Raw genomic sequence first — 19,825 nt, forward strand, 5'->3', positions numbered from 1 at the left:
CGACGTGTCGAATCGCCCGTGGCGCGCCAGTGTCGCTGTCGTCGCCCTGACCGCCCTGCTCGTCTCCGGCTGCTCAGGCGACCCGGAGCGCCCCAAGCCGACGCCCAGCCCGGTCGGGACGTCGGCGGGCCCGAGCGTCCCGCCCGCGCCGCCGGCCAGCGACCCCGCCGGCCGCGCCGCCGCGCTGGTGGCGACGCTGTCCGACGAAGACCTTGTCGGCCAGGTGCTGATGCCGTACGCCTACGGCGACTCGGCGACGAAGGTCTCCGCCGGCTCGGCGGCCGGCAACCAGGCCCTCGGCGGGGTGGACACCCCCGCCGAAATGATCGCCAAGTACCGACTGGGTGGCCTGATCCTGGTCGGCTTCAGCGCCGACGACCCGACCAAGGGCAACCAGGAGACAACGAACGTCGACAACCCCAAGCAGGTCCACGAGCTCACCACCGGGCTGCGCAGCGCCGCCGGTCGGCTCGCCGCCGGTTCGGCGCCGCTGCTCATCGGCACCGACCAGGAGTACGGGGTCGTCACCCGCGTGACCGACGGTGTCACGGTGCTGCCCAGCGCCCTCGCGGCCGGCGCGGCCGGTGACCCGAAGCTCACCGAGGCCGCCTGGCGGGCCGCCGGCGCCGAGCTGGCCGCGATGGGTATCAACATCGATTTCGCCCCGGTGGCCGACGTGCTGGCCACCCGCAGCGCAGTGATCGGCTCCCGGTCCTACGGCTCCGACCCGAAGCAGGCCGCCGCGCAGGTGGGCGGCGCGGTCCGTGGCCTCCAGGCGGCCGGGGTCGCGGCCACCCTGAAGCACTTCCCCGGGCACGGCCACAGCGCCGACGACTCGCACCAGGACCTTCCGGTGCTGACCCAGTCCGCCGCGGCGTTGCAGAGCGGCGCGTGGCCGCCGTTCACCGCTGGAATGGACGCGGGCGCGATGGCCGTGATGTCCGGTCACCTGGACGCGCGCGCGATCGACCCGGGGACCCCGGCGACGTTCTCGCACAAGCTGCTCACCGACGTCCTGCGCGGCCAACTCGGCTTCAAGGGCGTGGTGATCACCGACGGGATGAACATGCCGCCCGCGATGCGCTGGGCTCCCGGCGAGGCGGCGGTCCGGGCGCTCAACGCCGGTAACGACCTCATCCTGATGACCCCGAACGTCGGTCAGGCGTACGACGGGCTGCTCGCCGCGCTGCGCGGAGGGTCGCTGCCCCGGACCCGGCTGGTCGACGCGGTCACCCGGGTGCTGACGATGAAGTTCCAGCTCGCCGAGCTGCCGGCGGCGCAGATGTCCACGCTCAACGCCCCGGCACACCGGGCGGCGGCCGACGCGCTGGCCGCTGCCGCCGTCACCGTGCTGCGGGGCGCCTGCGGCGGAGCGGTACGCGGGCCGGTCACCGTCACCTCGTCCGGCGGTCGGGACGGCACCCGGGCCACCCTCACCGCCGCGTTGACCGCAGCCGGAGTGCAGGTCAAGCCCAGCGGCGGCACTGTCGTGCACCTGGTGGGCTACGGCGACGGCGCCAAGGACCTGAGCCCCGACGCGGCGATCACCGTCGCCATGGACACCCCGTACGTGCTGGCCGACGCGAAGTCACCGAGGCTGCTGGCCACGTACTCGTCCAGCCGGGCATCGATGACAGCCCTGGCCGCCGTGCTCGCCGGCAAGGCTCGGCCGGGCGGCCGCTCCCCGGTGACCGTTCCCGGACTTCCCGCGACGACCTGCGCCAGCAACTGACCCGACCGGGTCCACCTCAGCCGGCAGCGGTGAGTCCGCGCACCGCGAGCCGGTACGCCGGCAGCACGTCGGTCCGTTCGGTGATCAGGCCCTCGTTGACCGCGAAGACCAGCGTCTGCCCCGCCGACTGGACGGCCAGCGCCCAGTTCCGCGCCGCCTCCTCCTCGGCCAGCGGACTGGTGGCGAGCCAGGTCATCTCGGTGGCGTCGAGGCCGCCGGCGCGGAGGTCGCGGAACTGCTGGCCGGTGACCGTCTCGCCGGCTCCCGCGGCGAAGCTCTCCAGCGCGGCGCGCGGAGCGGCAGTCGGCGTGTCCGTCGCCCAGATCCGCAGGAACCCGCCGCCGGCCGGCCGGCCGTCCACCTCGCAACGCACTGTGGTGCCGCCGCGCTTGGTGAGCGCCTCGCCGACCAGCTCGGCCAGCTCACCCTTGGGAGGCTCGACAGCCTTCGCCGTCCACCCGTCGGCCAGCGGAAACGTCACCGGTACCGGGCAGGGGGAACCGGCGCCGCCGGTGGTGCCGCCGGACGCGGCGGGGGTCGTCTCGTCGTACCAGGGCTCGCCCGTGGCCTGCGGGGCCGGGTCGCCGGCCGCGGGCCCGGCGGGAGCGGCGGCGTCGTCGCCGCAGCCGGCCAGCAGGCCGAGGATGAGCGCCGCCGACACGGCGACGCGGGTACGAACGTCCATTGTGGTGATCCCCGTCAGTCGATCTTCAGTCGGCCCATCTAAGCCGCGCGGTCCCTCGACGTCAATCGGGATCGAGTGCCGCGACGGAAATCCGGTCGCCTCCGCGCCGATCGGTCTGACAGCCTCACCCCATGGGAGCGGCAGCAGGATTCCGGCACGTACGACGGGCGGACGGCACCGTGGTGATCACCCACCACGGCCGGGTCGCCGGCACGCTGCGTGGCGCTCGGGCCGCCGAGTTCCTGGCCGAGGTCGACGACGACCCGCAGCTGGTGATGGCCCGCTGGACCGGCAACTACCGCCACGGCAACGAGCGCACCGCGAAGCAGCACCCCCGCAACCGGGGCTGAACGACGAAAAGGCCCCTCCTCTCGACGAGGAGGGGCCTTTTCGCAGGATCTCAGGGGCGGGCGAAGACCAGAGCCACGTTGTGGCCGCCGAAGCCGAACGCGTTGTTCAACGCGGCCGGGATCTCCATGTGACGGGCCTTGTGCGCGGCGACATCCAGGGTGAGGCCTGGCTCGGGGTCGTCGAGGTTGATCGTCGGAGGGACGACACTGTCGCGGATCGCCAGGATGGTGGCGATCGACTCCAGCGCACCGGCCGCACCGAGCAGGTGACCGGTCATCGACTTCGTCGCGGTCAGCACCGGGTGGTCGCCGAGCGCCTTGTGCAGCCCACCGATCTCCAGCATGTCCCCGACCGGGGTCGAGGTCGCGTGCGCGTTGACGTGCACGATGTCCCGCTTCGCCACGTCCGCGTCGGCGATCGCCTTGGCGATGGCCCGGATCGCGCCCTCGCCCTCGGCGTGCGGCTGCACGATGTCGTACGCGTCGGAGGTGATGCCGGCGCCGGCGAGGCGCGCGTACACCCGGGCGCCCCGGGCCGCGGCGTGCTCGGCCCGCTCCAGCACCACGATGCCGGCGCCCTCGCCGAGGACGAAGCCGTCCCGGCCCCGGTCCCACGGGCGGGAGGCCCGCTCCGGGTCGTCGTTGCGGGTCGACATGGCCCGCATCGAGCTGAAGCCGGCGATCGGCAGGGGATGGATGACCGCCTCGGTGCCGCCGGCCACCACCACGTCGGCCCGACCGGAGCGGATGATGTCCAGACCGAGGGCGATCGCCTCGGCGCCGGTGGCGCAGGCGCTGGCCACCGAGTGCACGCCGGCCTTGGCGCCCAGCTCCAGCCCGACCCAGGCGGCCGGACCGTTCGGCATCAGCATCGGGATGGTGTGCGGGGAGACCCGCCGTGGCCCGGAGGCCTCCAGGATGTCGTCCTGGGCGAGCAGCGTGGTGGCACCACCGATGCCGGAGCCGACGCTGACGGCCAACCGCTCCCCGTCGAGGTCGGAGCCGGCGAGGCCGGCGTCCGCCCAGGCCTGCTGCGCCGCGATGATCGCGATCGCCTCGGAACGGTCCAGGCGGCGCAGGCGGACCCGGTCCAGCACCTCGGACGGCTCCACGGCCAGCTGGGCGGCGATCCGGACCGGCAGTTGCTCGGCCCACTCCTGGGTGAGGGCACTCACCCCGGAGCGGCCGGCGAGCATTGCGTCCCAGGTCGACGCGACGTCCCCGCCAAGCGGGGTCGTCGCGCCGAGCCCGGTGACGACGACGTCTGGACGACTCATGATCAGGACTGCGCCGCGATGTAGCTGACAGCGTCGCCGACGGTCTTCAGGTTCTGCACCTCGTTGTCCGGGATCTTGACGCCGAACTTCTCCTCGGCCGCGACCACGACCTCAACCATGGAGAGCGAGTCGACGTCGAGGTCGTCGGTGAAGGACTTCCCCTCGGCCACGTCGTCCGGGTTCACCCCGGCAACCTCTTCGAGGATCTCGGCGAGGCCGGTGGTGATCTCGTCACGGGTCATTGCGGTTGGTTCCTTTCATCGGGGTTCTCTGGCGGTCGGCGTCGCCGACCGCCAATCCTGGACGCGTACGCGCCCGAGGGGGTCATCAGGGGCAGCGGACGACCTGACCGGCGTAGGTCAGGCCACCGCCGAAGCCGAACAGCAGCACCGGTGCGCCCGAGGGCACCTCCCGGCGCTCGACCAGCTTGGACAGGGCCAGCGGCACACTCGCCGCGGAGGTGTTGCCGGACTCGACGATGTCCTTCGCGATGATCGCGTCGGGGATGTTGAGCCGCTTGGCGATGCCGTCGATGATCCGGGCGTTGGCCTGGTGCGGCACGAACGCGGCCAGCTCCGACGGGTCGACCCCGGCCCGCTCGCAGGCCTGTAGCGCGAGCGGCGCGATGGCGGTGGTGGCCCAGCGGAACACCGCCTGCCCCTCCTGCTGGATGTACGGGCGCCAGCCCTCGATGCGGACCGCGTCGCTCTTGTCCGGCACCGAACCCCAGACGACCGGGCCGATGCCGGTCGGCTCGTCGTCGGCGGTGGCGGAGACCACCGCGGCACCGGCCCCGTCGGCGAAGATGATGCAGGTGGAGCGGTCGGTCCAGTCGGTGAAGTCGGACAGCTTCTCCGCGCCGATGACGATCGCGTTGCGCGACGCCCCGGCCCGGATGGCGTGGTCGACGGTGCCCAGCGCGTACGCGAAGCCCGAGCAGGCGGTGTTGAGGTCGAACGCGCCCGGCGCGGTGATGCCCAGCTTGCCGGCGACCCGGCAGGCCACGTTGGGGCTGCGGTCGATGGAGGAGCAGGTGGCGACCACGACCAGGTCGATGTCGGCGGCGGTCAGGCCCGAGTTGGCCAGTGCCTTGCCGGCAGCCGCGGCGGCCATGTCGGCGACCGTCTCACTGTCGGCGATCCGCCGGCTGACGATGCCGACCCGGTCACGGATCCACTCGTCGTTGGTGTCGACGAGCTGGGCGATGTCGTCGTTGGTCACCACCCGGGAGGGCTGGTAGTGCCCCATCGAGACGATGCGACTGCCAGTCATGAACGGCCTCCGATACGGGCGATCAGGTCCCGTGCGGCCGGCAGGTCGTCCGGGGTGTTGAGGGTGACGATCTCCGGGGCGCCGTCGCCCTTGAGTTCCCGCTTGACCAGACCGGCGAGGGTGCCGGCCGGGGGTAGTTCGATCACGCCGGTGACCCCGAGGTCGGCCAGCGTACGCATGCACAGGTCCCAGCGCACCGGCGCGGTGACCTGACGAACGAGGCGCTGCACCATTGCCGCGCCGCCGTCGACGGCGGTGCCGTCGAGGTTCGACAGCAGGGTGCGGGCCGGGTTCGCCGGGGTGATCCCGGCGGCTTCAGCGGCGAGCGCGGTCTCCGCCGGAGCCATGTACGGGGTGTGGAAGGCGCCGGCCACCTGGAGTCGGATGATCCGGGTCCGGGTGGGCGGCGCGGCGGCGAGCTTGTCGAGCCCGTCCAGGGCGCCCGCGGCGACGATCTGCCCGGCGCCGTTGCGGTTGGCCGGGTAGAGCCCGTTCGCCTCGATCGCGGCGATCACCTCGTCGGGATCACCACCGAGCACCGCGGCCATTCCGGTCGGCTCCAGCGCACACGCGGCGGCCATCTCCCGGCCGCGCACGCCGGCCAGGGTGATCGCGGCGTCGGCCGACAGCACACCGGCCAGGGCGGCGGCACCCAATTCGCCGACGCTGTGGCCGGCGGTGACGGCGACGCCGTCCAGCGGCAGGTGCTCGGCCGCGAGCAACGCCGCGGCGACCAGCAACGGCTGGGTGCGGGCGGTGTCCTTGATCTCGTCGGCGTCGGCGTCGGTGCCCAGGTGCAGCAGGTCGACCCCGGCCAACGCCGACCAGTCGCGCAGTCGCGCCTCAGTGCCGGTCAGGTCGAGCCAGGGGGTCAGGAAGCCGGGTTTCTGAGAACCCTGGCCGGGACTAAGTACGGCGAGCACGTCTATGACTCTCCCGGATAATGGCGGGTAACGCGGTGCCGCCTTCGACCAAACCACACTAGGACCTTTAGAGGTTTCCTACAAAGATCGGCGGGGATCATCCTCGGTTTGGGTGGATTTCCGGGTAGCCGGGGTCATTGTCTGAGTCGGGACCGGCGAGGCCAACGGGGCGACCGGATCCAACCGACCCACGGTCAGCGCGACCTGAAGGGCGAACGCGTCGCGCGGCGACAGTGGCGAGAACCCGGTCACCTCGGCGATCCGGCGCAACCGGTAGCGCACCGTGTTCGGGTGCACGAACAGCGCCCGGGCCGCGCTCTCCAAGGTGCCACCGGCCGCCAGGAAGGCGTCCAGGGTGGCCAGCAGCTCCCCACCTGCGCGCACCAGCGTCGCGTACACATCGTGACGCAGCCGCCGACGGGCCTCGGTGTCGCCGGCGAGGGCCCGCTCCGGCAGCAGGTCCCCGGCCGGCACCGGCCGGGGCGCGCTCGGCCAGGCCGGTGCGGCCCGAAAGCCGGACAGCGCGGCCCGCGCCGACTCGGTCGCCTCGTCCAGGCTCGGTACGGCGGGACCGACCACCACCGGGCCGTCCCCGAACGCGCTCAGCAGCTTCGCGGTGGCGGTCAGCGGATCAGGTGCGCCGCCCAGCACGATCACCAGCCGGTCGCCGTGGACGCCGCCGATCACCTCCACGCCGATGCGGCGGGCCTGCCGGTAGACCACGTGCAGCACCGCGGAGACCTCGCCGCCGGGCGACCGACCGACAGCCACCGCCACCGGCGGCGCGTCCGCCCAGCCGAGAGCGGCGGCCCGACTGGCCAGGACGTCCGGCGAGTCACCCCGCAACAGCGCGTCGACGAGCAGCGCCTGCAACCGGGCGTCCCAGGCGCCACGCGACTCGGCGGCCCGCGCGTACACCCGGGCGGCGGAGAACGCGATCTCCCGGGAGAAGCGCAGCACCGCCTCGCGTAGCTGCTGCTCCTCACCCTCGGCGGCCAGGTGCGACACCTGCTCCTCGACCACGTCGATCGTCACCTTGATCAACGCCACGGTCTGCTGGAGGGTGATCGACCGGGCCAGCGCCTGCGGGGCGGCGGCGAAGACCTCGTCCGAGACCTCCTGGGTGCTGTCCGCGGTGCCGCCGCCCTCGCGCAGCCACTGCACCAGCGACCTCGCGCCCGCCTGAGCCACCAGCATCACCCAGGAACGCTGGTCAGCCGGCAGCGCCCGGAACCAGGGCAGCGTCTCGTCCATCCGGGCCACGCTGGAGGTGGCCAACGCCCCCGCCGATCGTTCGATCCGGCGCAGCGTGGCCGACAGCTCCCCACCGCCCGGCGTGCTCACCGCCCTAGCCTGACACGTCGTGAGCAGGCCAACCACGCCGGCACCGGTCCGCCGCGCGCCCAGCGGGCCCCTCTCACGGGTGCGGGGGAGCGGGCAGGCCCACCTCCTGGGCCAGGATGGCGGCCTGCACCCGGCTGCGGAGGCCCAGCTTTGCCAGGATCCGGCTCACATGGGTCTTCGTGGTGCTCTCCGCCAGCACCAGTCGGTCGGCGATCTGCTGGTTGGACAGGCCCAACCCGAGGCAGGCCAGCACGTCACGCTCGCGCGGGGTGAGGGTGTCCAGCGCGGCCCGCGCGTCCGCCGACGCACCCGGCGCGGTGGCCGCGAAGGCGGTGATCAACCGACGGGTCACAGTGGGCGCGATGAAGCCGTCGCCCCGCGCCACCGTCCGCACCGCGCCGACCAGGCCGTCGGCGTCGGTGTCCTTGAGCAGGAACCCGGCCGCCCCGGCCCGCAACGCCCCGAAGACGTACTCGTCCAGGTCGAAGGTGGTGAGCACCAGCACGTCGGCGAGCCCCTCGCTGACGATCGCCCGGGTCGCGGAGATCCCGTCCCGGTGCGGCATCCGCACATCCAGCACCGCCACGTCGGGTCGCAACTCCCGGCACAGGCGCACCGCGGCGTCGCCGTCGGCCGCCTCGCCGACCACCTCGACGCCCGCTGAGCCGTTCAGGATCAGGGCCAGTCCGGCCCGTACCGCCGGCTGGTCGTCGGCGAGCACCACCCGTACCGTCGCCGGGGCCGTGTCGTCCGACGGCCGCGCCGGCCCGGTCACCCGCCCTCCCCGGTGGGCAGGGCCGCCCGCACCTGCCAACGGCCGTCGTGCGGCCCGGCGGTGAACCGGCCGGCCAGCAGCGTGGCCCGCTCCCGCATGCCGATCAGCCCGGCCCCGGCGCCCGGCAGCCCGGCCCCGCCCCCACGCACCGGGTTCTCCACAGTCAGCACCACCTCGGCCGGCCGGTACGCGATCGTCAGCTCCGCCTCACCCGTACCGTGCTTGAGGGCGTTCGTCAGAGACTCCTGCACGATCCGGTACGCGGCGAGGTCCACCCCCACCGGCAACGCGCCCGGCGTGCCATCGGTCCGGACCCGCACCGCGAGGCCGGCAGCCCGGACCCGGTCGACCAGTCCGTCCGCCTCGGCCAACCGCGCGGTGACCACCTCCGGCGCGGCCGGGTCGGCGCTGGTCCCCGGCTCGCGCAGCACCTCGATCATCTGACGCATCTCGGCGAGGCCCTGCACGCTGCTCTCCCGGATCACCCGCAACGCCGACTCCACCTGACCGCGATCCAACCCGGGTACGGAGAGCACTGCGGTGGCGTGGATGGCCACCGCGCTGAGATGGTTCGCGACCACGTCGTGCAGCTCCCGGGCCATCCGGGCCCGTTCGGCGCTGACCGCCTGCCGACGGTCCAACTCGACCAGCCGGGCGGTCTGCTCGGCCCGCGCCCGCTCGGCGGCGGCCTGATCGCGGTACTGCCGCACGCTGATACCGGTCAGGACCGGCAGGAGGCCGACGAGCACCACCAGCACGCCGATGGCCACCCCGCTCCACTGGTCGGTGAGGATCACGCCGACGACCGCACCGAGCACGCTCAGCCCGATGGTCGCCCGCAGCAGCCACCGCCACAGCCGCGGCGGACCGTAGACACAGGCGTCGTAGAGAACCTGCGTGTAGATCAGGATCGCGCCCAGCGAGCCCCCGAGCGCGATGTCCACCACCACTGCCACGGTGCCGACGGCGAGGCTGGCACGCGGGGCGGCGCGGCGCAGGCCCACCGCGACGCACATCGCCAGCAGCGACGGCAGGAACAGGACCGCGGGCACATCCGGGTGCGGACGGATCTGCGGTTGCCAACCCAGGGTCCACAGCACCAGCCCGCCGGCCAGCGACGCCCCGGCCAGCGCCAGGTCCCGGCCGCGAGTGCCGGAGCCGAGCCACGGTGGCGGACGCATGCCCCGATCCCACCACAGTCGCACCGGGTCGGAGTCCGACCGGGGGAGGAGACCGCCGCCTGCGACATGCGCCGAAAGGGGTACGCGGGCCGCGCCTCGTCAGCCCAATAATGATCATCATGACCGATGTGGAAACCCTGGCCGCGCTGGCACTGCGGGCGCTCTTCGCCCGCGCCGACCTGGAGGCTCACCGCGCCCGCTGACCGCCGGTCCGCCGCGCCGCCGAACCCCACGGTGAACGACACGAAAAGAAGCTGTGAACTGCGTAACCGGCTCCCGCGCTCAACGGCGTCTCCGGGGACCGGCCGGTCCGGACCCCGGGTACGCTGCGCGCGGCCCGTCGGTCCCGGCCAGTACGGTGACAGGGCACCTCGGGAAGCATTCGAGGGTGAAGCGAGCGTGAGGAGACCGGGGATGGCGCACGGGGAGGCCGAGCACGGCTGCGCCCAGGGCGAGCCCTGCCGGCCGGGGCACCACGACCCACAGGCGGCTGGCAAGCCCCGCCGGCCGGTCGGCGGTGCGCCATCGCACCCGGTGGAGCCGCTGCCGGGGCGCATCGACGACGAGCCCGTGCTGCCGCGCCAGCGCTCTGCCGAGCCCGACTCGGACATTCCCGCTGGTTGCCTCAGTGAACTTTCCGGCTGGGCCGGGGCACACCGGCACGGCGCGGTCCGGCCGCGTCCACGAGCCACCCGCCGGGAGCGCCCACCGCGCCGCTGGTGTTGAACACCGAGTTGCGGTGCCCGGTCGGCCGACGCACCCGCTGACCAGCGAGTGCGTCGGACCGTCGGGTGTTGTTGCGGGTCAGCGAAAGCGTGACCTCAGTACGTGCGCCAGCTCAGCGCGTGCGCCTGCGGATCAGCAGGGCGATCCCGGCGAGGCCGACGGTGATGGTCAGCATCACGCCGACGTTGAGCAGCAGCAGGCGTTGCAGGTCGCCGAGCGCCTCGTCGAGGTCCTTCGCCGGGTCGAGCGTGTCCTCCGGGAGAACGCGCTCACCGCCGCCCGCGCCGCCACTGACCGTGTCGAACTGCCGCTCCAGCGGCACACCGGCGGTGCGCAGGGTCTCGGACATGCTGAGCCGACCCAGGAACCAGCCGGCGCTGGTCTTACGGCCGTCCGGCTGCTTCGCCGGCCGGAAGACGCGAGGGCCGCCGATCGCCTTGGGGTAGAGGTCGTAGGTCTGCTTCGGCGTCTCGCCGGCGAGCACCACGACGGTGTATTTCGGACCGAGGTTGGCTGCCTTCGGACCGGTCGGCATGCCGGTGCGCGCGAGGAAGTTGACCTGGTCGATGACCGCGCCCACGAGGGCGGGCTCCTTCTCCGCGCGCAACCGCAGCGGTGCGGACAGCCCCGTGCCGGTGATGTCCACTCCGGCGGGTGCCGGCTTCGGCGCCGCTGAGGCCGAGCCGGCGGTGCCAAGCGACAGCAGTGCCACCGCCATCGTGCCCGCCAACACGGCGGCCAACCGCCTCATGTGTCGGAGCATCCCGCCTCCTCGCCCCGTTCGATGGATGGCTTCGTGGTGACGTCTGGACCGATCTGCCGGTGCGGCATCGACCGGATGGTCGCGTCCACTCCTACAGACTCCGCAGAACGTCGATGAGTTGCAGCTTTTGGAACAGTAATTGGAACTATCTGCGATCTCTGCTCGACTAATGAGGAGCCGTTTGATCAGCGGGCGGATCGTACCCTTACGGAGGGGTTCATGGGGGGCAGGGTTACACGTACGGTGCGGGTCGTGCCAGTGGTGCTCGGCGTGGCGTTCGGTGTGTCGTTTTTGGTGCCGGCGACTCCGGCCGCCGCCCACAACCAGCTGACCGGCAGCAACCCGCGCGACGGCGCCCGCGTGGCGTCGGCGCCCGCCCGGGTCGAGCTGCGGTTCCTCGCCAAGCCGTCGCCGACTACGACGAAGATCACAATAACCGGACCGGACAATGTGGTCGCTGGCGGGACTCCCGCCTTCGACGGCAGTCGGGTGCGGGTGCCGTTCAAGCCGGCCGCAGCCGGGCTCTACATCGTCGGCTACCAGCTCGCGTCGTCCGATGGGCACCCGGTGAAGGGCGAGGTGCGGTTCACCCTCACCACCGGCACCGCAGCCGACCCCACTGCTTCGCCGTCGGCCACCGCCGGAACCAACCCGGCGAGCTCGCCCTCGGCTGGCGCGTCGGCCGTCGGCGTACCCTCCGCCGGCTCGCCGTCGGCGGCACCCGGCAGCTCGACGGCCTCCCCGGTGCCGGCCGCCTCGGAGCAGTCCGACTCCGGCAGCCGCTGGTGGATCTGGGCTGTCGGCGGCCTGCTGCTGCTCGCCGCACTCGCGGCCGGCCTCGTGTTCCGCCGCCAGCGACGAGCTCGGTAACCCTCTGATCCTTGCCGCTTCTGTGGGCAGGGCAGGCGTACGCATCATCCTTTGCTCTGCACCCGCGAATGCGACGGCAACGGTCTGTGACCGGTGCAGATTGGGGTGCAGAGCAAAGGATGATGCGATGCTGAGTTGCGCCGGCGACGCTCTCCTGACGAGTGGACGGGCGACAGTCAGACGAGGCGTAGGCGGGCGGCGCGGATTCGGGTCAGGGTGCGCTCGCGGCCGAGCACCTCCAGCGACTCGAACAGCGGCAGACCCACCGTGCGACCGGTGACCGCGACCCGCACCGGCGCCTGCGTCTTGCCGAGCTTGAGGCCCCGCTCGGCGCCGACCGCCTCCAGCGTCGACTTCAGCGACTCGGCGTCCCAGGACTCCAGCGCCTCGAACGCCGCGACGGCGTCGTCCAGCAGCTCGGCGGAACCATCCTTCATCGTCTTGGTCCAGGCGGCCTCGTCGATCAGCGGTGAGGCCAGGAAGAGGAAGTCGACGTTCGGCACGATCTCGCTGAGCACCGCGATCCGCGTCTGGGCCAGCGGCGCCACGGCGGCGAACGCGTCGGCGTCGAACTCCTCCGGCTGCCACGGCGGCGGCGGGATGGTCCCGGTGCCGGTCAGCCACGGCTGGCAGGCGTCGATGAACTCGGTCACCGGCAGCGCGCGAATGTACTCGCCGTTGAACGCGCGCAGCTTCTTCTCGTCGAAGAACGCCGAGGAGAGGTTGACCTCGTCCAGCCGGAACTCGTTCTCGATGACCGACCAGGGAACGATCTCCCGGTCGCCGGAAGGGGCCCAGCCGAGCAGCATGAGGTAGTTGCGCATCGCGCCGGCCAGGTAACCCTCGTCGCGGTACGCCTCCAGGGCGACCTTGTCCCGGCGCTTGGAGAGCTTCTGCCGCTTCTCGTTGACCACCACCGGCACGTGTGCCCAGATCGGCGGCTTGACCCCGAGGGCTTCCCAGAGCAGCTGCTGCTTGGGGGTGTTGGGCAGGTGCTCTTCGGCCCGGATCACGTGGGTGATCCCCATCGTCATGTCGTCGACGACGTTGGCCAGCAGGAAGACCGGCGAGCCGTCACCGCGGGCGATGACGAAGTCCTCGATGAGCTTGTTCTCGAACGTGGGCTCACCACGGATCAGGTCGACCACCACTGTCGCGCCCTCGTCGGGCGTACGGAAGCGCAGGGCGTGCCCGGGGCCGGGGCCGAGGCCACGGTCGCGGTGGTAGCCGTCGTAGCCCTGGTACTGCGAGCCGGTGCGGGCCTGCACGTCCTCGCGGGTGCAGTCGCAGTAGTAGGCGCGGCCCGACTCGTACAGGCGCGCGGCGGCGGCCCGGTGCTCCGCGGCGTTGGCCGACTGGAAGTACGGGCCCTCGTAGCTGCCCCGGGAGATCCCGATCCAGTCCAGCGCGGAGAGGATGCCCTCGGTCCACTCGGGCTTGTTGCGCGCCGCGTCGGTGTCCTCGATGCGCAGCACGAACACGCCGCCCTGCTGCTTGGCGTAGATCCAGTTCTGCAGCGCCGAACGGGCGCCGCCGACGTGGAACATACCGGTCGGGGAAGGGGCGAAGCGCACACGTACTGTCACGTCCCCCAGCCTACGGCGCTCCGCGACTGCATTCCGCCACCGCCCCCCACGGCTCAGGGGACCGAGCGGATCTTGACGACCAGCGCGCTGCCGAGCAGGGTGACCACGGCGGTGACCGCGTAGAGCGTGGGATAGCCGCCCAGGTACACCACGAGCGGGGCGGAGAGCGCCGGGCCGAGCACCTGCGGCGCCGAGTTGGCGATGTTGATGACGCCCAGGTCCTTGGCCCGGTCGGTGGCCCGGGGTAGCACCTGGGTGATCAACGCGGCGTCCACCGAGAGGTAGACGCCGTAGCCGGCGCCGAGCAGCAGCGCCGCGACGATCGCCATCGGCCAGACCGGCGCGACCGCGAGCAGCAGCGCCGCCACCGCCATGATCAGCCCGGAGACGATCACGTAGATCTTGCGGCGGCCGGAACGGTCGGACAGCCGGCCGGCGACCACAGCTGTCAGCATCATCCCGAGCGTGTAGAGCAGGATCAGCACCAGCAGGCCGCCCTCGGGGTCGGGGTGGCGCACCCCGTCGCTGAGGAAGTACAGCAGGTAGAGGGTGCCCAGGGCGTTGCCCAACTGGACCAGGAACCGGGTGATCCAGGCCCAGGCGAAATCCGGGTGCCGGCGAGGGCTGATCCACATCGAGGCCAGCAGCGCCCGCGTCCGGATCGCCGGCCGATGGGTACGCGGCAGCGGTTCGTCGGGGGTGAGCAGCGCGAACGGCAGCGACAGCAGCAGGACGGCCACGGCGATGGCCAGGTAGCCGGCGGCGTTGCCGGTGACCACTGCGGTGACCAGCACCGCGCCGAGCACCAACCCGAGCGCCTGCGGGATGCCCACCCACCCCGAGACGCCGCCGCGCTGCCGCACCGGGACCCGGTCGGGGATGGCGGCGCTGAGGCTGGCCAGCATCGCGTTGAAGCAGACCTGCGCGGCGACCCAGCCGAGGGCGACGCCGAGGATGGTCCGCTGCTGGGCCAGCAGCACCAGGGCTGCCGCACCGAGCACGGCCCCGCCCGCCGTCCAGACGTGCCGACGGCCGAACTCGCGGCCGGCGATGCGCAGGCAGGTCCGGTCGGAGAGCGCGCCCGCCAAGGGGTTGGCCAGCACCGCGGCCAACGCGCCGAGGCCGGTGACCACGGCCAGCATGTTCTCCTTGTCGCCGGGCGCGATCTGCTCGATCTGCTGCGGCAGCAGCACCTGGATGGGCGTGAAGAACGCCATCCACACGCCGAGGTTGGCCGCGAAGATCAAGCCGATCCAGCTGCGCCGCACCGGCACCGTCGGCTCGGCGAGCGCCGCCGGCAGCGACGCCGGCGTTGGGTCGAGGGTGGTCACCGCGCCGGCCCCGGCCGGCTGGCCGCGATCAGGTCCCGCAACCAGGTGTACGACGACTTCGGCGTACGGGTCTGGGTGGGGTAGTCGACGTGTACCAGACCGAAGCGCTTGGTGAACCCCTCGGCCCACTCCCAGTTGTCCAGCAGCGACCAGACGAAGTACCCGCGGACGTCCACCCCGTCGTCGATGGCGGCCCGGACCGCCCGCAGGTGCCCGTCGAGGTACGCGATCCGTTCCGGGTCGGCCACCTGCCCGTCGGCGTCGGGCGCGTCGTCGTACGCGCAGCCGCTCTCGGTGATCTCGATGGGCGGCAGCGCGTCGCCGTAGGTGTCGCGGAGCCAGCCGAGCAGCTCGCGTAGCCCCTCGGGGTCCACCGGCCAGTCGAAGGCGGTACGCGGGTAGCCGTCCAGCGGCACGAGGTCGAACGGCAGGGGTGAGCCCTCCTCGGCCGCCCGTACGCCGGTGGGGTTGTAGTAGTTGACCCCGAGCACGTCGATCGGCGCGGCGATCGTGTCGAGGTCGCCGGGGTGGATGACGCTCGGATCGAAGCCGGGCAGCTCCGGATAGCCGCGGCCGAGCAGCGGGTCGGTGAAGAGCCGGTTGTGCAGCGCCTCGTACGCGGCCCCGGCGGCCCGGTCGGCGTCGCGGTCGCCGAGCACCCGCACCGGGGAGTAGTTGTTGGCGATCGCCACCGGGCTGGCGGTGTGGGTCCGCAGCGCGGCGACCGCGAGCCCGTGCCCGAGCAGTTGGTGGTGGGCGACCGGGAAGGCGTCGAACAGCAGCATCCGGCCGGGGGCGTGCACACCCATGCCGTAGCCGAGGCTCATGTGGATGAACGGCTCGTTGAGGGTGATCCAGAGCCGGACCCGGTCGCCGAGGCGAGCGGCGGTCTTCTCGGCGTACTCGGCGAAGCGGGCGGCGGTGTCCCGGTGCATCCAGCCGCCGGCGTCTTCGAGGGGTTGCGGCAGGTCCCAGTGGTAGAGAGTGGCCACCGGGTCGACTCCGGCGGCCAGCAACTCGTCCACGAGGCGGTCGTAGAAGTCCAGGCCGGCCGGGTTGGCCGGGCCGGTGCCGGTGGGCTGGATCCGGGGCCAGGCGATGGAGAACCGGTACGCGGAGACGCCCAGGCCGGCCAGCAGCGCCACGTCCTCCGTGTGTCGGTGGTAGTGGTCGCAGGCCACCTCGCCGCTGCTGCCGTCGCTGATCCGCCCGGGGGAGCGCGCGAAGGTGTCCCAGATGGACGGAGCGCGACCGTCGGCGGTGGTGGCCCCCTCGATCTGGTGGGCCGATGTGGAGACGCCCCAGCGGAAGCCGGTGGGGAACTGGGGCATCGGTGCGGTCGACATGCGCCCTCCCGGTCAACGTGAAACGTGTTCGGGACTTTAAAGCGCTCTTGATGAATGCGCCATAGGCCGCCCTGGCGTAATCCGCAATGGTTGATCGGCGTGTCTTTTTCCGAACCCGTCCGGGTAAGTCCGATTTAGCGCATAGAGTGCCGATATCGTGGGATGTCCTCACCGGAGGAAAGACGGAAATGATCCTCGTGGAACGCAGTGCGCACGTGGCGGCGCCAATTGAAGTGGTCTGGGATGTCGTGCAGCGGGCCGAGCAGTTGCCGGCCTGGCTGGCCGGGGTCCGAGCGGCCGAAGTGCTCTCGGGAGAGGGCTTCGGGCGGCGACAACTCGTCCAGGCTGGGCGCGGCTCGGCGCATGAGGCCGAGGTGATCGCCTACCAGGAGCCGACGCTGATCGGCTGGCGGGAACGGGCCAAGGGCGCTGGATCTCGGGCGGAGGCGCGCACCGAGATCTACGTCCAGCTCACCGGAGACGAGGAGGAGGGCGGGACCATCGTGCGCCTCATCGTGGTCCGCTGGCCGGCCGGCCCGGTCAAGGCGGCCATGCTGCGCCTCGGACTGCGTCGGGTCGGCGCCGACCTGGAGGACTCGCTGGCCCGGCTCACCGACCTGGCCGCCGTCGGCTGACGAGCGCCCATCCTCCCGGCGTCACCCGCGACGGCGGTGGTCCGGATCCCCGCCAGGGCCCCCGGACCGCCGCCGCTCCGTACCCCCCGACCGCAGTTGGGTTGGGCCGTAGCCGCAGAAGGGCCCGGCGCTGATGCGCCGGGCCCTTCTGCGGTCGTGCGGGGTCTTAGCTGTCGCCGCCGGTCTCGCCGACCGGGGCGGCGTTGACGTCGTCGATCGCGTACTTCTTGGCGGCCTCGGCCGGCACCGTGATCGCCACCGCGCCGCTGCGGGCGAGCTGCCGCAGCGTGGCCACGACGATCGACTCCGCGTCGACGTGGAAGTGCCGGCGCAGCGCGTGCCGGGTGTCCGACATGCCGAACCCGTCGGTGCCGAGCGACGTGTAGTCGCCGGGTACCCAGCGGGCGATCAGATCCGGTACCGCACGCATGAAGTCGCTGACCGCGACCTTCGGCCCGTCCGCCTCGGCCAGCTTCTGCTGGATGTACGGAACCTTCGCCTCGGCGCCCGGGTTGAGGAGGTTGTACTCCTCGGTCTCCACCGCGTCGCGGCGCAGCTCGGTCCAGGAGGTCACCGACCAGACGTCGGCACCCACCCCCCAGTCCTGGGCGAGCAGCTGCTGGGCCTTGAGCGCCCACTGCATCCCGGTGCCCGAGGCGAGCAGGTTGGCCTTCGGGCCGTCGACCTGCGGTGCCGGCGAGTAGCGGTAGATGCCCTTGAGCAGGCCCTCCACGTCCACGTCGGCCGGCTCGGCCGGCTGCAGCGTCGGCTCGTTGTAGACCGTCAGGTAGTAGAAGACGTTCTCCTGCGCGTCCCCGTACATCCGGTGCAGACCCTGCTCCAGGATGTGCGCGATCTCGTACGCGAACGCCGGGTCGTACGCGACCACCGCCGGGTTGGTGGCGGCGATCAGCAGTGAGTGCCCGTCCTCGTGCTGAAGGCCCTCACCGTTGAGCGTGGTCCGACCCGCTGTGGCGCCGAGGAGGAAGCCCCGGGCCATCTGGTCGGCCGCTGCCCACAGCCCGTCGGCGGTCCGCTGGAACCCGAACATCGAGTAGAAGATGTACATCGGGATCATCGGCTCGTCGTGCGTGGCGTACGCCGAGCCGGCCGCGGTGAACGAGGCCACCGAACCGGCCTCGTTGATCCCCTCGTGCAGGATCTGCCCGGAGGTCGACTCCTTGTACGACAGGAACAGCTCGCGGTCGACAGAGGTGTAGCGCTGGCCGTGCGGCGAGTAGATCTTCGCGGTCGGGAAGATCGAGTCGAGACCGAAGGTGCGGGCCTCGTCCGGGATGATCGGCACCCAACGCTTGCCGAACTCCTTGTCCTTCATCACGTCCTTGAGCAGACGGACGAAGGCCTGCGTGGTGGCCACCTTCTGCTTGCCCGAGCCGCGCTTGATGTCGGCGAACCGCTCCGGGCCCGGGATGGCCAGCCGCTTCGTGCTGGTCCGCCGGGACGGCAGGTACCCGCCGAGCTGCTCGCGCCGCTCCTTGAGGTACGCCAGCTCCTCGGACTTCTCGCCCGGGTGGTAGTACGGCGGCAGGTAGGGGTTGTCCTCCAGCGCCGAGTCCGGGATGTCCAGGTAGAGCCGGTCGCGGAAGGTCTTCAAATCCTCCAGCGTCAGCTTCTTCATCTGGTGGGTCGCGTTGCGGCCCTCGAAGTGCGAGCCGAGGGTCCAGCCCTTGATCGTCTTCGCCAGGATGACTGTGGGCTGACCGGTGTGCTCGGTGGCCGCCTTGTAGGCCGCGTAGAGCTTGCGGTAGTCGTGCCCACCCCGCTTGAGGTTCCAGATCTCGTCGTCGCTGAGCGGCTCGACCATCTTGCGGGTCCGTGCGTCACGGCCGAAGAAGTGCTCCCGCACGTACGCGCCGGACTCCGCCTTGTAGGTCTGGTAGTCGCCGTCGGTCGTGGTGTTCATCAGGTTGACCAACGCGCCGTCGGTGTCCGCGGCGAGCAGCGGGTCCCACTCACGACCCCAGACGACCTTGATCACGTTCCAGCCGGCACCCCGGAAGAACGCCTCCAGCTCCTGCATGACCTTGCCGTTGCCCCGGACCGGGCCGTCCAGCCGCTGGAGGTTGCAGTTGATCACGAAGGTGAGGTTGTCCAGCTCCTCGCGGGCGGCGACGCCGATGGCGCCGAGCGTCTCCGGCTCGTCCATCTCGCCGTCGCCGAGGAACGCCCAGACATGCTGCTGGGAGGTGTCCTTGATGCCGCGGTGCTGCAGGTACCGGTTGAACCGGGCCTGGTAGATCGCGTTCAGACCGCCGAGGCCCATCGAGACGGTGGGGAACTCCCAGAAGTCCTGCATCAGCCGAGGGTGCGGGTACGAGGGCAGCCCACCACCGGGGTGCGACAGCTCCTGGCGGAACCCGTCGAGCTGGTGCTCGCTGAGTCGCCCCTCCAGGAACGCCCGCGCGTACATGCCGGGGGACGCGTGGCCCTGGTAGAAGATCTGGTCGCCACCGCCCGGGTGGTTCTTGCCCCGGAAGAAGTGGTTGAAGCCCACCTCGTAGAGCGACGCCGAGCTGGCGAAGGTGGAGATGTGCCCACCGACGCCGATCTCCGGGCGCTGAGCCCGGTGCACCAGCATGGCGGCGTTCCACCGGACGTACGCCCGGATCCTCCGCTCGACGTGCTCGTCACCCGGGAACCAGGGCTCGCGCTCCGACGGGATGGTGTTGATGTAGTCGGTGGTGGTCAGGGGCGGAACCCCGACCTGGCGCTCACGGGCCCGCTCCAGCAGGCGCAGCATGACGTAGCGAGCGCGTTTGGCGCCGCGTTCGTCGATGACACCGTCAAGCGACTCGACCCATTCGCTTGTCTCTTCAGGGTCGATGTCCGGAAGCTGGCTCGGTAGGCCGTCGCTGATCACCGGGCGCTTGCGTTCCGTAGCCACAGGCGTTCCCTCGGTTGTGTGTGGGATAGGTCTCTAGCGCCATCCTGCCCCCTGGTGGCACCCCTCGTCACGTCTAGGTCCCCTGGACGCGATGCTGAACACAGGTACCCGCCGGTAACTTAGC

General features: G+C 71.8%; 18 protein-coding genes. 5 read left to right on the forward strand and 13 right to left on the reverse strand.

What is annotated here, in order from left to right:
* Nucleotides 1-4 precede the first annotated feature (4 nt).
* Nucleotides 5-1,732: a glycoside hydrolase family 3 protein gene (locus ACLQ3F_RS10340; RefSeq protein ID WP_425848255.1), complete on the forward strand. Its 1,728-nt coding sequence runs from the start codon at nucleotides 5-7 to the stop codon at nucleotides 1,730-1,732.
* Between the two features lie 16 nt (nucleotides 1,733-1,748).
* Here ACLQ3F_RS10340 and ACLQ3F_RS10345 read toward each other — a convergent pair whose 3' ends face one another.
* Nucleotides 1,749-2,417 (reverse strand): lipoprotein, encoded by a 669-nt coding sequence (locus tag ACLQ3F_RS10345; RefSeq protein ID WP_425848257.1) that lies wholly within the window; start codon nucleotides 2,415-2,417, stop codon nucleotides 1,749-1,751.
* A 131-nt stretch (nucleotides 2,418-2,548) separates the two neighbouring features.
* Between ACLQ3F_RS10345 and ACLQ3F_RS10350 the strand changes: the two genes are divergently transcribed.
* A complete protein-coding gene (locus ACLQ3F_RS10350; RefSeq protein ID WP_355008813.1) occupies nucleotides 2,549-2,767 on the forward strand; it encodes a hypothetical protein in 219 nt (72 codons plus the stop codon).
* A 50-nt stretch (nucleotides 2,768-2,817) separates the two neighbouring features.
* Here ACLQ3F_RS10350 and fabF read toward each other — a convergent pair whose 3' ends face one another.
* The 7 genes from fabF to ACLQ3F_RS10385 all read right to left on the reverse strand — a co-directional run bounded on the left by fabF (nucleotide 2,818) and on the right by ACLQ3F_RS10385 (nucleotide 9,539).
* Nucleotides 2,818-4,044 (reverse strand): beta-ketoacyl-ACP synthase II, encoded by a 1,227-nt coding sequence (gene fabF, locus ACLQ3F_RS10355; RefSeq protein ID WP_357201096.1) that lies wholly within the window; start codon nucleotides 4,042-4,044, stop codon nucleotides 2,818-2,820.
* A 2-nt stretch (nucleotides 4,045-4,046) separates the two neighbouring features.
* Nucleotides 4,047-4,286 carry an acyl carrier protein gene (locus tag ACLQ3F_RS10360; protein ID WP_030330276.1) on the reverse strand — a complete coding sequence of 80 codons (240 nt, stop codon included), beginning with the start codon at nucleotides 4,284-4,286 and terminating at the stop codon, nucleotides 4,047-4,049.
* Between the two features lie 85 nt (nucleotides 4,287-4,371).
* On the reverse strand, nucleotides 4,372-5,316 hold the full coding sequence (locus tag ACLQ3F_RS10365; RefSeq protein WP_238670069.1) for a beta-ketoacyl-ACP synthase III: 945 nt from the start codon (nucleotides 5,314-5,316) through the stop codon (nucleotides 4,372-4,374).
* Nucleotides 5,313-6,239, reverse strand: coding sequence for an ACP S-malonyltransferase (locus ACLQ3F_RS10370; RefSeq protein WP_425848260.1), 927 nt, complete (start codon nucleotides 6,237-6,239; stop codon nucleotides 5,313-5,315). The genes ACLQ3F_RS10365 and ACLQ3F_RS10370 overlap by 4 nt, the downstream gene beginning before the upstream one ends.
* Nucleotides 6,240-6,317: 78 nt before the next feature.
* On the reverse strand, nucleotides 6,318-7,646 hold the full coding sequence (locus ACLQ3F_RS10375; protein ID WP_425848710.1) for a PucR family transcriptional regulator: 1,329 nt from the start codon (nucleotides 7,644-7,646) through the stop codon (nucleotides 6,318-6,320).
* Between the two features lie 10 nt (nucleotides 7,647-7,656).
* Complete coding sequence (locus ACLQ3F_RS10380) at nucleotides 7,657-8,358, reverse strand: response regulator (protein WP_425848262.1); 702 nt, start codon at nucleotides 8,356-8,358, stop codon at nucleotides 7,657-7,659.
* Nucleotides 8,355-9,539: a sensor histidine kinase gene (locus tag ACLQ3F_RS10385; protein ID WP_425848263.1), complete on the reverse strand. Its 1,185-nt coding sequence runs from the start codon at nucleotides 9,537-9,539 to the stop codon at nucleotides 8,355-8,357. The genes ACLQ3F_RS10380 and ACLQ3F_RS10385 overlap by 4 nt, the downstream gene beginning before the upstream one ends.
* A gap of 414 nt (nucleotides 9,540-9,953) precedes the next feature.
* Between ACLQ3F_RS10385 and ACLQ3F_RS10390 the strand changes: the two genes are divergently transcribed.
* Complete coding sequence (locus ACLQ3F_RS10390; RefSeq protein ID WP_425848264.1) at nucleotides 9,954-10,265, forward strand: hypothetical protein; 312 nt, start codon at nucleotides 9,954-9,956, stop codon at nucleotides 10,263-10,265.
* Nucleotides 10,266-10,377: 112 nt separating this feature from the next.
* Here ACLQ3F_RS10390 and ACLQ3F_RS10395 read toward each other — a convergent pair whose 3' ends face one another.
* Entirely contained in the window at nucleotides 10,378-11,028 is a 651-nt protein-coding gene (locus ACLQ3F_RS10395) for a hypothetical protein (protein WP_355008820.1), read from the reverse strand.
* A 252-nt stretch (nucleotides 11,029-11,280) separates the two neighbouring features.
* Here ACLQ3F_RS10395 and ACLQ3F_RS10400 point away from each other — a divergent pair, with 252 nt between their 5' ends.
* A complete protein-coding gene (locus ACLQ3F_RS10400) occupies nucleotides 11,281-11,898 on the forward strand; it encodes a copper resistance CopC family protein (protein WP_425848266.1) in 618 nt (205 codons plus the stop codon).
* Between the two features lie 176 nt (nucleotides 11,899-12,074).
* Here the strand turns inward: ACLQ3F_RS10400 and gltX are convergent, their stop codons facing one another.
* The 3 genes from gltX to ACLQ3F_RS10415 are packed head-to-tail and all read right to left on the reverse strand — an operon-like array spanning nucleotide 12,075 to nucleotide 16,161.
* Nucleotides 12,075-13,484: a glutamate--tRNA ligase gene (gene gltX, locus ACLQ3F_RS10405; RefSeq protein ID WP_425848268.1), complete on the reverse strand. Its 1,410-nt coding sequence runs from the start codon at nucleotides 13,482-13,484 to the stop codon at nucleotides 12,075-12,077.
* 53 nt (nucleotides 13,485-13,537) lie between these two features.
* Nucleotides 13,538-14,815: an MFS transporter gene (locus tag ACLQ3F_RS10410; protein WP_355008823.1), complete on the reverse strand. Its 1,278-nt coding sequence runs from the start codon at nucleotides 14,813-14,815 to the stop codon at nucleotides 13,538-13,540.
* Nucleotides 14,812-16,161 (reverse strand): GH1 family beta-glucosidase, encoded by a 1,350-nt coding sequence (locus ACLQ3F_RS10415; protein WP_425848270.1) that lies wholly within the window; start codon nucleotides 16,159-16,161, stop codon nucleotides 14,812-14,814. Before ACLQ3F_RS10415 ends, ACLQ3F_RS10410 begins: the two co-directional genes overlap by 4 nt.
* Nucleotides 16,162-16,349: 188 nt before the next feature.
* Between ACLQ3F_RS10415 and ACLQ3F_RS10420 the strand changes: the two genes are divergently transcribed.
* A complete protein-coding gene (locus tag ACLQ3F_RS10420) occupies nucleotides 16,350-16,796 on the forward strand; it encodes an SRPBCC family protein (RefSeq protein ID WP_210783445.1) in 447 nt (148 codons plus the stop codon).
* Nucleotides 16,797-16,962: 166 nt separating this feature from the next.
* On the opposite strand, the gene aceE is transcribed toward ACLQ3F_RS10420, so the two are convergent.
* On the reverse strand, nucleotides 16,963-19,701 hold the full coding sequence (gene aceE / locus ACLQ3F_RS10425) for a pyruvate dehydrogenase (acetyl-transferring), homodimeric type (RefSeq protein ID WP_425848271.1): 2,739 nt from the start codon (nucleotides 19,699-19,701) through the stop codon (nucleotides 16,963-16,965).
* Nucleotides 19,702-19,825 lie beyond the last annotated feature (124 nt).

Source organism: Micromonospora sp. DT15 (genome assembly GCF_049841475.1).
Taxonomy (GTDB): Bacteria; Actinomycetota; Actinomycetes; order Mycobacteriales; family Micromonosporaceae; genus Micromonospora.